The following is a 14,337-nucleotide window of genomic DNA, read 5'->3' as shown; positions in this document are numbered from 1 at the left end:
CCTGGTGTCGGCGGCGCCACGTCACGCTGCGGTCGCTGAAGCGCCGAGCCTCCTCAGCCAACCCCTTGCCTTATCTATCGAATACCGATAGATTTCCATCGCAACTCGATGGAAGGTGGGGCCATGGGAAAGCTGACAGTGCGCGCGCTGCGCGCCGTGCTCGGGGTGGTGCTCACCGGCACCGTGTTGGTCCAGGCATTGATGGTGTGGGCATTGGTCAGCGGGAACGACCCAGAGGACGGGTCGCTCCCACTGACCCCGCTGCGCGTGATCACGATCCTGGGCATCGGGACGGTCCAGGTCACCGGGGTCTGCGTATGGCGGCTGGTGACGATGGTGCGACGCGGAACCGTGTTCTCCCACGCCGCCTTCCGGTACGTGGACGTCATCATCGGCGCGATCGTGGCGGCTGCCCTCGTGTGGTTCGCGGTCACGGCCCTCAATGCGCCGGGCCAGCGAGACGACCCGGGCGTCACCCTCATCATGGGCGGCATTGGCGTGGCCATCCTGGGCGTCGCGCTCATCGTGCTCGTGCTGCGGACGCTGCTCGCCCAGGCCGTCGCGCGAGAAGTCGAAGCGACGCAGATGCAGGCCGAGCTGGACGAGGTGATCTGATGCCGATCACCGTCGACATCGACGTGATGCTCGCCAAGCGGAAGCTGTCGGTGGGCGAACTCGCGGACCGCGTCGGGATCACCCCCGCCAACCTGGCGGTACTCAAGAACGGCCGCGCCAAGGCGGTGCGCTTCACCACACTCGCGGCGCTCTGCGAGGCGCTCGACTGCCAGCCGGGAGACCTGCTGCGCTTTGAGGCCAAGGACACCGCGGACGGGAGACCTCTGGCGTCGGCAACGTCGGCGAAGGCCGAAGTGGAAGACGAACCCTAGTACGGCAGCCGCCAAATTGGGGTTTGATCTGGTGTGATGCGGCTGGGAGAGGCTGCGCGCATCTAGACGCTCATCTACCGACCTTCCCTGTCCGGCTACTGCTGCCACCTCCAGGATCGCGCTCGATCCTCGTCCGCCGCCTGGAGCGCGCCCGGTCCAGGCGCCTTATGTGCACGACTTCCATTTCTTGCCCGCGACGGCGAAGCTCCGCCCGGACGACACCCTGCGGTATTCGACGTGTCGTACACGACCGGATGCGAGCGGGCATCAGCGCCCTGGCATGGAGCTGAAGGGGCTCGTAGGTCTCCGGGTCAGAGACGGGGCTAGCGTCGGTTTCGGCCGAACTCTCGTTGTCGCTCCCAAGCCATCTGTGAATCGTCCTCGTCCAACGCCCCCTCGGATACCGACCCCCCACACAAACCGCGCGCCCTGTCAGGGAGTGCCGCAGGCGACACCGGGCCTCGCCAGGTCCAAGTGGAAAAGGATCAGGGACGATCGGGTTGTCTCGGGGGATCAGCTCGTGCCCCGTGATGGCACGGAGTCCAAGTGCCATGGGAGTGCCAAACGACCGAAGACCGGTTCCGAGTTACTCGGAACCGGTCTCTGACCTGCATTGATCTGGTGGGCCTAGGTGGACTTGAACCACCGGCCTCATCCTTATCAGGGATGCGCTCTAACCGACTGAGCTATAGGCCCGGAGTGTGCCGCCGCCCCCTGGCGGCGCAACGAGAGGTTACCCCATCTGGGCGGGCAACCGGAAATCGATTGCGGGGCGGCGGCGGGGTGGGGCTACTCGGCCTCCTTGAGGGTGACTTCCACGCCGCCCACGAGGTCGGCGGCCAGGTTGTAGATGACGGAGCCGACCGTGGAGAGGGCGGTGATGAGGAGGACGTTCAGGGCGCCGACGAGGACGGTGTACCCGAAGACGCGGACGAAGGAGAACCAGTTGCCGGCGTCGACGCCGCTGCTGGTTTCGCCTTGTTCCTTGGTGAGGCTGTTGACGGTGTCGCTGATCGCGTCGAACACGCCGAGGCCGGACAGGATCACGTACAGGACGATGACGGCGACCAGGAGGACGACGAAGCAGACCAGCGACATGACGAAGCTGAACTTCATCACCGACCAGGGTTCGAGCCGGGAGAGCTGAAGCTGGGCCTTGCGGGCAGGTTTGCCGTTGGCGGGTTTCGACGAGGAGTTGGCGGGGGCCATCGAGGTGGACGGGCGGTCCTTCAGGACGGTGCCGGCGAAGCCGCGGCCGCCCGAGCCCGAACCGGAGCCGGAGGTGGACGTCGAGTTGCCCGACGGGGTTCCTGGGGAGTTGAACGGCTTGGCGGGCATGTCCGTACGTCCTGTCGAGACCGAACCGGACGGCTCGGCGGGCTTGGTCCAGCCTGCCGAGCCGGAGGGCGACGGGGCCGGTGAAGGCGAGGAGGAGGGTGCCGGCTTCTCGTCCTTGGGCGGCTCGGCGGTGTCCTTGACCGGGGCGATCTCCGGGGTTTCGGACGCGCCGGCCGTGGGCCGGTTCTCCTCCCCGATCTGGGCGAGGTCGGTCCGTGTCTCCTCCGTCCCGGGGCTGTCCGGCTCGGCGGAGGCCGCGGCGCCCGGGTCGATGTCGACGACCGTCTCGTCCCGCCCGGACTTGGCGGACGCGGCGGCCACGGTCTTGCCCGGCTTCGCGCCGGGCTTGCCGGCGGGCTTCGCCTTGGGCTTGGCGGAGCCTGGTTTCGCCGAGCCCGGCCGCGCCGGACGCGGTTTGGCCGCGCCCGGTTTCCGGGTGCCGCCGTCCTTGGCGGCACCGTCCTCGGCGGTGTCGGCCGTGCCGGGCCCGTCCTCGTCGTTGCCGGGCTCGGTGCTCACATGTCCTCCTGCCCTAGCGGCTCGGTGACGATGCTGGATACGTCACTCACCGTCGCCCCCTTCGGCGTCGTCCGAGTCCTCCATGGACTCTACGTTCCTCGCGATGGCCACCACGCTGTCCCCGTCGGCGAGGTTCATGAGGCGGACCCCCATGGTCTGCCTGCCGGACTGCTTGATCTCGGCGGCGGTGGTACGGATGACGCCGCCGTTGGACGTCATCGCGAACACCTCATCGTCCAGGCCGACCATCAAGGCCCCTACCAACATTCCGCGCGATTCCACGATCTTAGCGGTGAGGACGCCCTTACCCCCACGCCCCTGGAGCGGGTATTGGTCCACGCGGGTGCGCTTGGCGTAGCCGCCCCGGGTGGCCACCAGGACGTCGTCGGAGGCGTCCTGGACGACCAGCATGTTGAGGACCTCCTGGTCCTCCTCGAAACGCATGCCGATCACGCCGGACGTGGCGCGTCCCATGGGCCGGAGCGACTCGTCGTCGGCGCGGAACCGGATCGCCTGGGCGCCGGTGGACACCATCAGCAGGTCGTCGTCGGACGACACCAGCCGCGCCGCGATGACCTCGTCGTCGTCGACGAGGTTGATGGCGATGATGCCGCCGGTGCGGGGCGAGTCGAAGTCGCGCAGGGCGGTCTTCTTGACGCGGCCCTTCTTCGTCCCGAGGACGAGGTAGGGGGCGACCTCGTAGTCGCGCAGGTCCATGACCTGGGCGATGTGCTCGTCCGGCTGGAAGGCGAGGAGGTTCGCGACGTGCTGGCCGCGCGAGTCGCGGCCGGCATCGGGCAGTTCGTACGCCTTCGCCCGGTAGACCCGGCCCTTGTTGGTGAAGAACAGGATCCAGTGGTGCGTCGTCGTGACGAAGAACTGGTCGACGATGTCGTCCTGCTTCAGCTGCGCGCCGCGGACGCCCTTGCCGCCGCGCCGCTGCGCCCGGTACAGGTCGGTCTTGGTGCGCTTGGCGTAGCCGCCGCGGGTGATCGTGACGACGACGTCCTCTTCGGCGATGAGGTCCTCGTACGACACGTCCCCGTCGAACGGGATGATCTCGGTGCGCCGCTCGTCGCCGAACTTCTCGACGATCGGGGCGAGCTCGTCGCCGACGATCCGCCGCTGCCGCTCCGGCGAGGCGAGGATGTCGTTGTAGTCGGCGATCTCCGTCATGAGCTTGTCGTACTCGTCGGTGATCGCCTGGCGCTCCAGGGCGGCGAGCTTGCGCAGCTGCATGTCGAGGATGGCCTGCGCCTGGATCTCGTCGATCTCCAGCAGGCTCATCAGGCCCTGCTGCGCCTCCGAGGCCGACGGGGACCGCCGGATCAGCGCGATGACCTCGTCGATCCGGTCGAGGGCCTTGAGCAGGGCGCGCAGGATGTGGGCGCGCTCCTCGGCCTTGCGGAGCAGGAACCGGGTGCGGCGGACGATGACCTCGATCTGGTGCGCGACCCAGTGCCGGACGAACTGGTCGATGCGCAGGGTGCGCGGCACGCCGTCCACCAGCGCGAGCATGTTCGCGCCGAACGTCTCCTGCAGCTGGGTGTGCTTGTACAGGTTGTTCAGGACGACCTTGGCGACGGCGTCCCGCTTGAGGACGATGACGAGGCGCTGCCCCGTCCGGCCGGACGTCTCGTCGCGGACGTCGGCGATGCCGTCGAGCTTGCCGTCCTTCACCCCGTCGGCGATCTTGAGGGCGAGGTTGTCCGGGTTGACCTGGTACGGCAGTTCGGTGACGACGAGGCAGGTGCGGCCCTGGATCTCCTCGACCTCCACGACCGCCCGCATGGTGATCGAGCCGCGGCCGGTGCGGTAGGCCTCCTCGATTCCCTTGCGGCCGACGATGAGGCCGGCGGTCGGGAAGTCGGGGCCCTTGACCCGCTCGATCAGCGCCTCAAGGAGCTCCTCGTCGGACGCGCCGTAGTTCTCCAGGTACCACCGGACGCCGTCGGCGACCTCGCGCAGGTTGTGCGGCGGGATGTTCGTCGCCATCCCGACCGCGATGCCGGCGGACCCGTTGACCAGCAGGTTCGGGTACCGGGACGGCAGGACGTCCGGCTCCTGCGAGCGGCCGTCGTAGTTGGGGGAGAAGTCGACGGTCTCCTTGTCGATGTCGCGCAGCAGCTCCATCGCCAGGGGCGCCATGCGGCACTCGGTGTACCGCATGGCGGCGGCCGGGTCGTTGCCGCGCGAGCCGAAGTTGCCGTTCCCGTCGACCAGCGGGTACCGCATCGACCAGGGCTGCGCGAGCCGGACGAGCGCGTCGTAGATGGCGGAGTCGCCGTGCGGGTGGTAGTTCCCCATGACGTCGCCGACGACGCGGGCGCACTTGAAGTAGCCGCGGTCGGGCCGGTAGCCGCCGTCGTACATCGCGTACAGGACGCGGCGGTGCACGGGTTTGAGGCCGTCCCGTACCTCGGGCAGCGCGCGCGCGACGATGACCGACATCGCGTAGTCGAGGTAGCTCTTCTGCATCTCGACCTGGATGTCGACCGGCTCGATCCGTTCGCCGGGGTGGCCGCCCTCTGTGGTCACGTCCGTCACTCTCAAGACCTCTTCTGCTCGGTGGGAAGGAAGTACCGGCGCCTGTGGGAGTCAGGCCGATGGGAGCCCGGCCCAGGCGGGTGCCTCAGATGTCGAGGAAGCGCACGTCCTTGGCGTTGCGCTGGATGAACTCCCGGCGGGGCTCTACCTCCTCGCCCATGAGCACGCTGAACAGCTCGTCCGCCTGGGCGGCGTCGTCCAGCTGGACCTGCAGCAGGACCCGGTTGTCGGGGTCCATGGTGGTGTCCCAGAGCTCGTTGGCGTTCATCTCGCCGAGGCCCTTGAAGCGCTGCACCTGGTCGCGGGGACGGGGGTCGCGCTTGCCCGCGGCGATCCCGGCCTCGATGATCGCGTCCCGCTCGGCGTCGGAGAAGGCGTAGTCGGCCTCGTTGCCCCGGGCGTCCCACTTGATCTTGTAGAGCGGGGGCTGGGACAGGTACACGTGCCCGGCCTCGATCAGCGGCTTCATGAACCGGAACAGCAGCGTCATCAGCAGCGTGTTGATGTGGTGGCCGTCCACGTCGGCGTCCGACATCAGGATGATCTTGTGGTAGCGGAGCTTGCTGATGTCGAACTCGTCGTGCACTCCGGTGCCGAGGGCGGTGATGATCGCCTGCACCTCGTTGTTCTTCAGGATCTTGTCGATCCTGGCCTTCTCCACGTTGAGGATCTTGCCGCGGATCGGGAGGATCGCCTGGAAGTGCGGGTTCCGGCCGCCCTTCGCGGAGCCGCCCGCCGAGTCGCCCTCGACGATGTACAGCTCCGACTTGGCCGGGTCGGTCGACTGGCAGTCCGACAGCTTGCCGGGCAGCGACGTCGACTCCAGCAGGCTCTTGCGGCGGGTCAGGTCGCGCGCCTGCCGCGCCGCGACCCGCGCGCGCGCCGCCTGCGACGCCTTGTTGATGATCTCCTTGGCCTCGCCGGGGTTCTCCTCGAACCAGTCGCGCAGGTGCTCGTTGCACGCCTTCTGCACGAACGACTTGGCCTCGGTGTTGCCGAGTTTGGTCTTGGTCTGCCCCTCGAACTGCGGGTCGGCCAGCTTGATCGAGATGATCGCGGTGAGGCCCTCGCGGACGTCCTCGCCGGTCAGGTTGTCGTCCTTGTCGCGCAGCAGGCCCTTGTCGCGGGCGTACCGGTTGACGATCGTGGTCAGCGCCGCGCGGAACCCCTCTTCGTGGGTGCCGCCCTCCGCCGTGTTGATCGTGTTGGCGAAGGTGTGGACGGACTCCGCGTAGGACGAGTTCCACTGCATGGCGATCTCGACCGACATGCCCGTGGTGTCGTCGTCGAAGTAGACGACCGACTCGTGCGCGGCGTCCTTGCGCGCGTTGATGTAGCGGACGAAGTCCTCGATGCCGCCCTCGTAGCAGTACCGGACGACGTGCGGCTCACCGTTGATGTGGTCGGGACGCTCGTCCCGCAGCGTGATGGACAGGCCGCGGTTGAGGAACGCCATCTCCTGCATGCGGCGGGAGAGGGTCTCGAAGTTCCACTCGGTGGTCTCGAAGATGCTGGGGTCCGGCCAGAACCGGATGAGGGTTCCGGTCTCATCGGTCTCCTCGCCCTGGCTGAGCTCCGTCTCCGGCCCCTGCCACGTGTAGGACTGACGCCACACGTGGCCGTTGGTGCGGACCTCCGCTTCCAGACGGGTGGACAGCGCGTTCACCACGGCGGAGCCGACGCCGTGCAGGCCACCGGAGACGGCATAGGACTTGCCGTCGAACTTGCCGCCCGCGTGCAGCGTGGTCAGCACCAGCTCGATGGCGGGCCGTTTCTCCACCGGGTGCTCGCCGACCGGGATGCCGCGGCCGTTGTCGAGCACGCCGACACCGCCGTCGGCCATCAGCGTGACCACGATCTCGTCGGCGTAGCCGGCCAGGGCCTCGTCGACCGAGTTGTCCACGATCTCGTAGACGAGGTGGTGCAGGCCGCGCTCACCGGTCGAGCCGATGTACATGCCCGGGCGCTTGCGAACCGCCTCAAGCCCTTCAAGGACAGTGATCGAACTAGCGTCGTACGCCAAAGGAGATCCTCCTGCCGGGGACGTCCGCCGCCCCGCGCCCGAGGGAGGCGCGGTGTGCCCCGTAACACACATGAAGGCACCCGGGTCATGCTCTGGTTCTTCTTGGTCAGAGCCCCGGGCACCCCATGGCGGCGCAGCATCCTGAACCCGGAATCATTCTACCGGGTGACACGACAGAAAGTGGCACTCACAAGCTCTGTATGCGCGTGTGGCGGCCGATCGACCCTGGAGCCACATCCCCCCATACGGCCTGGGGGGTTCTCTGGCCTACGTGGCGCTGGCCGCTGAACTGGAGACCGTGACCCCCGAACAGATGTTCCCACCCGCCACCGACACTCGGCGCCCGCCGAGGGGGACGCCCCGGCGCGCCGGCTCAGCGGGCACGCCAGGCGCCCGTCCGGCGCGGCCCGGAGGAGGGGCCCACCACCTTCACCTTCCGGACGGTGCCGTGCCCGAGTTCCTCGTTCAGCCGCCGGACCAGGGTGGACGACAGCAGGCGCAACTGCGTCGCCCACGTCGTCGAGTCGGCGGCGACGGTGAGCTCGCCGTCCTCGAAGCGGTCCGGGCGGGTGTGCTCGGCCAGTTCCGCGCCGACGATGCCCGCCCAGTTGCCGAACACGCCGCCGACGGCCGCCCGCTGCTCCCAGCCGCGGGACGCCATCAGATCGCGGATCGCCGCCCCGAACAGCTTCGGATCACCGCCGCGTCCGGGCTCCCGCACGCGGACGACCCGGCCGTTGCCCTTGCGCTTCTGGCCGGGAAGGGTGCCCCGTTTCAGGGCGTCCGCCTTCGCCTGGGCGAGCGCCTCCCGCGCCAGTTCGATCCCCGACTTGGCCGGGGCGGCCCCCTCGCCGGCGGTCTCCTCGTCGGCGGAGTTGTGCACATCCTGTGGATCGCTCACGCGTTCGCCCCCTCGGAGCCCCGGACGACCTGGCCGTCGGAGACGGTATACGAGCCCCCCGTCAGTTCGGCGGGGACGTCCGCCGGAACGGCCGCCGTGATGAGGACCTGCTCGGCCGGCGCCACCATCTCGGCCAGCCGGCTGCGGCGTCCGGTGTCCAGCTCGGCGAACACGTCGTCCAGGATGAGCACCGGGTCGTCGCCGTCAGCGCGGAGCAGGTCGAACGCGGCCAGGCGGAGCCCGAGCGCGAACGACCACGACTCACCGTGGCTGGCGTAGCCACGCGCTGGAAGCTCCCCAAGGCGCAGGACCAGCTCGTCCCTGTGCGGCCCGACGAGGCTCACACCACGCTCCAGCTCCTGCTTACGTGATTCGCCCGTCGCCGCGAGCAGTTGCTCGGCAAGTTGTCCACGGTCTGTGGACAACTCCGCGTCCCCCAGGGAGCTCCTGTAGATCAGGTCGACCGCGCCACTGTGCGGCGCAAGCGCCGCATAGGCGCGGGCCACCAGCGGACGGAGTGCGTTCACCAGGTCCAGCCTGGCCGCCAGGAGCTCCGATCCCGTACGTGCCAGATGCGAATCCCACACGTCCAGGGTCGCGAGCACCTCCTGGCTGGGGGAGCGCCTATGCGCGGCCGCCGATCTCAACAGGGCGTTGCGCTGCTTGAGGACGCGGTCATAGTCCGAGCGCACACCGGCGAACCGTGGAGCCCGCGCGGTGAGCAGCTCGTCCATGAACCGGCGCCGCTCCCCCGGATCCCCCTTCACGAGCGCGAGGTCCTCGGGGGCGAACAACACCGTCCGGAGCATCCCCAGGATCTCGCGTGGCCTCGGGACGGGGGACCGATTGAGCCGCGCCCGGTTCGCCTTGCCCGGGTTGATCTCAAGCTCGATCAGTGCCTTGCGGTCGTCCTTCACCACACCGGCCCGGACGATCGCACGCGGCGCCCCATGCCGGACGAGCGGCGCGTCCGTCGCGGCCCTGTGGCTGCCGTGCGAGGCGACGTACCCGATGGCCTCCACCAGGTTCGTCTTGCCCTGCCCGTTGGGGCCCACGAACGCCGTGACCCCCGGCTCCAGCGCGACCTCGGCGGCCGGGTAGGAGCGGAAGTCCTGGAGCGAAAGGTGGGCGACGTGCACGACACACGAGCGTAGAGCCTTCCGCGTGCCCCGTCAGACGGCGGGCGGGTTGACGTCGGCGCCGGGGGAGTCGCCGTCACCGACGGCCTCGACGGCGTGGCCGCCGAACTGCTTGCGGAGGGCGGCGACGACCCGCATCGCGGGCGAATCGTCCTGGCGGGAGGCGAAGCGGGCGAACAGGGAGGCGCTGATCGCGGGGAGCGGGACGGCGTGCTCGACCGCGGCCTGGACGGTCCAGCGGCCCTCGCCCGAGTCGTTGGCGAAGCCGCGCAGATCGTCCAGCTCGGGGTCGTCGGCGAGCGCGCGGTTCAGCAGGTCCAGCAGCCAGGAGCGGATGACCGTGCCCTCCTGCCAGCTCCGGAAGGTCTCCGGCACCTTGTTCACGAGCGGGCTGGCCTCGATCAGCTCGTAGCCCTCGCCGAACGCCTGCATCATCGCGTACTCGATGCCGTTGTGGACCATCTTCACGAAGTGGCCGGCGCCGATCTTCCCGGAGTGGACGAAGCCGAACTCCCCCTCCGGCTTGAGCGTCTCGAAGATCGGCATCAGCCGCTTCACGTTGTCGTCGTCCCCGCCGACCATGAGGGCGTAGCCGTTCTCCAGGCCCCAGACGCCGCCGCTCACACCGCAGTCGACGAACCCGATGCCCTTGGCGGCCAGTTCCTCGCCGTGCTTCTGGTCGTCCACATAGTGTGAATTACCGCCGTCGATCACGATGTCGCCCGGCTGCAGTGCCTCCCCCAGGCTGTGGATGGTGTCGGCGGTCGGCTGGCCCGCCGGCACCATGACCCAGACGGCGCGCGGCGCGGACAGCCGTCCGATCAGCTCCTGGACCGAGCCGACGTCGCTGACCCCCGGGTCGCGGTCGTAGCCGACCACGGTGTGGCCGCCGCGGCGCAGCCGCTCGGCCATGTTGCCGCCCATCTTGCCCAGGCCGATGATCCCAAGCTCCATGAAACGCTCACTCTCCCCAGTCCGTGACTACCCGTGCCGTCCGCGGGGGCTCGGCTCCCCCGCGGAACCATCGTCCCCGGCGCGCCCCAGGGCATGCCCTCGGGGGGTCATGCTCATCCGGACAGCCTGACGGGCATGATCAGGTAACGGTAGTTCGGGTTCTCCCCTTCCTGCGGCGGCTTCCCGGTGAGGACGGCCGGCTTGGTCGGGGTCGTGAAGGACAGCCGAGCCACGTCGGAGCCGATCGCGGAGAGCCCGTCGAGGAGGAACGCGGGGTTGAACGCGATGTCGATGTCCTCGCCCTCCAGAGACGCCTCCAGGGCCTCCACGGCCTGAGCCTCGTCCCCGGTGCCCGCCTCCAGGACGACCTCGCCCTGGCTGAACGAGAGCCGGACGGGCGTGTTCCGCTCGGCGACCAGCGAGACGCGCTTGACGGCCTCGATGAACTGCGCTGTCTGGATCTCGGCGAGGCCCGCGTACTCGCTCGGCAGCAGCGACCGGTACTTGACGAAGTCGCCGTCCAGCAGCCGGGACGTGGTGCGGCGGCCGCCGCCCTCGAAGCCGATCATGCCCTCGCCGGTGCCGCCCGCCCCGCCGAGCGCGATCGACACCTCCGCGCCGGCCGTCAGCGACTTGGCGGTGTCGGCGAGCGTCCGGGCGGGGACGAGCGCGACGGCGGAGAAGTCGGGCCGCTCGGGCTTCCAGTGCAGCTCACGGACGGCGAGACGGTAGCGGTCCGTCGACGCCAGCGTGACGGTCTCGCCTTCGATCTCCACCCGGACGCCCGTCAGCATCGGGATCGTGTCGTCCTTGCCGGCGGCGATCGCGACCTGGGAGACGGCGGCCGCGAACTCGTCGCTGCCCACCGACCCCGCCGCCGGCGGCATCTCCGGGAGCGTCGGGTAGTCCTCCACAGGCATGGTGAGAAGTGTGAACTTCGCGCTTCCGCAGCGGAGCATCACCTTCGCGCCATCCGTCGTCACTTCCACAGGGTGGGGAGGGAGGCTGCGCGAGATCTCGGCGAGAAGGCGTCCGGACACCAGCGCGGTCCCGGCCTCCTCGACGTCGATGTCCGTGGACACCTGGGCGGAGACCTCGTAGTCGAACGCGGACAGCTTCAGCCGGTCGGCGTTCGACGCGGACCCACCATGGCCGGCGGACGCAGCCGCCGCGGATGCGCTGTCGCCGCTGTCTTCCCCTCCGGCGACGATGTGCATGCCCGCCAGGACCGGTACCGGGGGGCGGACCGGGAGCGTGCGCGCGGTCCAGGCGACGGCGTCGGCCAGGGCGTCTCTGTCGATGCGGAACTTCAAGTGGACCCGCCTCCTGCAGGTTTCGGACAACGGTGAGGTGATCTCGACTGGGCCGGGGCGCTCGGGGCGCGTTGTCCCCAGGCCCTGACTTGAGGTGGATCTTTTTTTGGATAGAGAAGTAGAGCAGTACCAGTAATAGGGGCGGTGGATAGTGTGGACAGAGGCCATCGTCCCAGGTGAGACCGCGTTTCTCTGTCCACGGGCGCTGTGCATGGGGCGTGGACGGCGCGGCGGCGCCTGGGGACGGCGAAATCATCCCCACAGGTCGTCCTCATGTCATCCCCCGGTTATCCACGAGTTCTCCACGGGTCTTCCGCCGGTTCGCCGTCCGTTCGCCGTGGCTGGGGACACCGGGACGGGAGATCGCCTGGTCCGCCCCCAGGCCGTCCCCAACTCTTCCACCGGTTTTCCCCAGGAGGCGGGGCGGCCGTGCACAGCCGGTCCACCTCCGTCCACTGTTCATCCTCAGCTTCTCCAACGGTTGCCCACAGGGTTATCCGCGAAAATCCCCAGAGTTTTCCACAACTTGTGAGTAGCGGCGCCGATTCTCGGGACAGTCGCGCCCTTTGTCGGTTCTTTGCCCGGAACAGGGTGTGGACGAGGCGTTCGGAGCCCGTCCACAGGGGCGGCACCGGTCTGTCCACAATGTGTACGGCGCGGCCGGTCAGCGCTTGCGGGCCTGATGCTTGATGCGTCCCGTCAGCTCCGTGACCTGGTTGTAAATGGCGCGGCGCTCGGCCATCAGCGACCGGATCTTGCGTTCGGCGTGCATGACCGTGGTGTGGTCGCGTCCCCCGAACTGCTGCCCGATCTTGGGGAGGGACAGCTCCGTCAGCTCCCGGCACAGGTACATCGCGATCTGCCGGGCGGTGACGAGCATCCGGGACCGGGACGGGCCGCACAGGTCCTCGATCGTCGTCCCGAAGTACTCCACCGTCTGCGCCATGATCATCGCGGCGGTGATCTCGGGTCCGGAGTCGTTCGGGATGAGGTCCTTCAGCACGATCTCGGCCAGCTTCATGTCGACCGACTGCCGGTTCAGGCTCGCGAACGCCGTGACCCGGATCAGCGCGCCCTCCAGCTCGCGGATGTTCGTCGCGATCTGCGAGGCGATGAACTCCAGCACGTCGGGCGGCGCGGCGAGGCCCTCCTGGCGGGCCTTCTTCTGCAGGATCGCGATCCGCGTCTCCAGCTCGGGCGGCTGGACGTCGGTCGTCAGGCCCCACTCGAACCGGTTGCGCAGCCGGTCCTCCAGCGTCACCAGCTCCTTGGGCGGACGGTCGCTGGAGATCACGATCTGCTTGCTGGCGTTGTGCAGGGTGTTGAAAGTGTGGAAGAACTCCTCCTGCGTCTGCTCCTTGCCTTCAAGGAACTGGATGTCGTCGACGAGGAGGATGTCCACATCCCGGTAGCGGCGGCGGAACCCGTCCGCCTTTCCGTCGCGGATCGAATTGATGAAGTCGTTCGTGAACTCCTCGGAGCTCACATAGCGGACGCGGGCCCCGTTGAAGAGGCTTTGCGCGTAGTGCCCGATCGCGTGGAGCAGGTGCGTCTTGCCCAGGCCGGAGTCGCCGTAGACGAACAGCGGGTTGTACGCCTTCGCCGGCTGCTCGGCGACCGCGACGGCGGCGGCATGGGCGAACCTGTTGGACGAGCCGATGACGAACGTCTCGAACGTGTACTTGGGGTTCAGGCGCGCATGCTCGGACGCGCCGGCCGGCTGCGCCGGCGCGGGGGCGCGGGGGTCGGCGACCTCCTCGTCCCGGAAGGCGCCCTCGCCCCGAAAGGTCTGCTCCCCGCCGCCGTACTGCTGTTCGCCGCCGGGGAAGGGCTGCTCGCCGTTCTGGAACGTGTCGTCGGTGTGCCCGAGCGGTGGCTCGTTCCCGCCGTGCTGGGAGTCGCGGCCCGGTTGCTCGGAGCGGCCGCCAGGGCGCAGCTGGCCGAGCGTGCGGTCGTTCAGGTGAGAGTGCGGCGGACGTCCCGGAGGCTCGCCGCCGAACCCTTCCTGCCCTCCACCGAAGTTCTCCTGGCCTCCGTAGCCGGTGTAGCCGCGCCCCTGGAACGGTGCCGGGCCGCGTCCGCCCGGGCCCGTTCCATACGCCGGTGGGCGAGGCGGCGGCGGATACGCTCCACGATCGTCATCCTGACCCTGTGGATAACCTCCGGGCGGACCGGGATTGTGGGTAACTCCCGACTGGGGCCGGTACCCCTGGTCGTTGTACGGCTGTTCCGGGTACGGGCGGTCACTGCGTTCCCCGTAGGACGACGGGTCCCCGTACTGCTGGTCACCGTAGGACTGATCCGTGTAGGGACGATCCCGGTCGCGGTCGTCATGCGAGCGGTCACCGAAGGGCTCGCCATAAGAAGAAGGTGTGGGCTCGTGCATGCCGAGCCCGGACCCCGGCCCAGGGATCGGTGCGCCCAGCGGCTCACCCGTGCCCGGACGGGCGCCTGCGGGCGGCTCCGGCTGGACGGTCACCGCGACACGGATCTCCCTGCCCAGCTCGCGGGAAAGGGCCTGCGTGATGAGGTTGCGGAGGCGCGTTTCCAGCGCGTCCTTGGCGAACTCGTTCGGCGCGGCCAGCAGGGCCGTCCCCTCGACGAGCGCCAGCGGGCGGACCATGGGCAACCATGCGCGGTAGCTCGGTGACAGATCGCTCTCGGACAGTGCGGTGAGGGTGCGGGCCCAGACCGATCCGAGATCCTGACCGTCCAT

At 69.0% G+C, this 14,337-nt stretch carries 9 protein-coding genes, 1 tRNA gene and 1 pseudogene; 2 read left to right on the top strand and 9 right to left on the bottom strand.

The features are described from left to right. Nucleotides 1-123: 123 nt before the first annotated feature. Nucleotides 124-615, top strand: coding sequence for a DUF2975 domain-containing protein (locus ACQPZP_RS00055; RefSeq protein WP_433475545.1), 492 nt, complete (start codon nt 124-126; stop codon nt 613-615). Further along, nucleotides 615-887 (top strand): helix-turn-helix domain-containing protein, encoded by a 273-nt coding sequence (locus ACQPZP_RS00050; RefSeq protein ID WP_433475544.1) that lies wholly within the window; start codon nt 615-617, stop codon nt 885-887. The genes ACQPZP_RS00055 and ACQPZP_RS00050 overlap by 1 nt, the downstream gene beginning before the upstream one ends. A 619-nt stretch (nt 888-1,506) precedes the next feature. Here ACQPZP_RS00050 and ACQPZP_RS00045 read toward each other — a convergent pair. From ACQPZP_RS00045 to dnaA, 9 genes and pseudogenes are all read right to left on the bottom strand, one after another. Next, a tRNA-Ile gene (locus ACQPZP_RS00045) sits at nt 1,507-1,583 on the bottom strand. 93 nt (nt 1,584-1,676) lie between these two features. Then, nucleotides 1,677-2,051: pseudogene (locus tag ACQPZP_RS00040) on the bottom strand (DUF3566 domain-containing protein); the annotation flags it as partial. A 735-nt stretch (nt 2,052-2,786) separates the two neighbouring features. Continuing rightward, a complete protein-coding gene (gyrA, locus tag ACQPZP_RS00035; protein ID WP_433475543.1) occupies nt 2,787-5,291 on the bottom strand; it encodes a DNA gyrase subunit A in 2,505 nt (834 codons plus the stop codon). 85 nt (nt 5,292-5,376) lie between these two features. Beyond that, nucleotides 5,377-7,314, bottom strand: a complete 1,938-nt coding sequence (gene gyrB / locus ACQPZP_RS00030) for a DNA topoisomerase (ATP-hydrolyzing) subunit B (protein WP_433475542.1) — start codon at nt 7,312-7,314, stop codon at nt 5,377-5,379. A gap of 373 nt (nt 7,315-7,687) precedes the next feature. After that, nucleotides 7,688-8,215, bottom strand: coding sequence for a DUF721 domain-containing protein (locus ACQPZP_RS00025; RefSeq protein WP_433475541.1), 528 nt, complete (start codon nt 8,213-8,215; stop codon nt 7,688-7,690). Then, on the bottom strand, nt 8,212-9,354 hold the full coding sequence (recF, locus tag ACQPZP_RS00020; RefSeq protein WP_433475540.1) for a DNA replication/repair protein RecF: 1,143 nt from the start codon (nt 9,352-9,354) through the stop codon (nt 8,212-8,214). The genes ACQPZP_RS00025 and recF overlap by 4 nt, the downstream gene beginning before the upstream one ends. 33 nt (nt 9,355-9,387) lie before the next feature. Next, nucleotides 9,388-10,308: a phosphogluconate dehydrogenase (NAD(+)-dependent, decarboxylating) gene (gnd, locus tag ACQPZP_RS00015; RefSeq protein WP_433475539.1), complete on the bottom strand. Its 921-nt coding sequence runs from the start codon at nt 10,306-10,308 to the stop codon at nt 9,388-9,390. 113 nt (nt 10,309-10,421) lie between these two features. Further along, a complete protein-coding gene (gene dnaN, locus ACQPZP_RS00010; protein ID WP_433475538.1) occupies nt 10,422-11,621 on the bottom strand; it encodes a DNA polymerase III subunit beta in 1,200 nt (399 codons plus the stop codon). Between the two features lie 664 nt (nt 11,622-12,285). Further along, nucleotides 12,286-14,337, bottom strand: coding sequence for a chromosomal replication initiator protein DnaA (dnaA, locus tag ACQPZP_RS00005; protein WP_433475537.1), 2,052 nt, complete (start codon nt 14,335-14,337; stop codon nt 12,286-12,288).

Origin of the sequence: Spirillospora sp. CA-142024, from assembly GCF_050942325.1 — a bacterium.
Lineage (GTDB): Bacteria > Actinomycetota > Actinomycetes > Streptosporangiales > Streptosporangiaceae > Spirillospora.
This window is presented reverse-complemented; position numbering and strand designations above follow the sequence as displayed.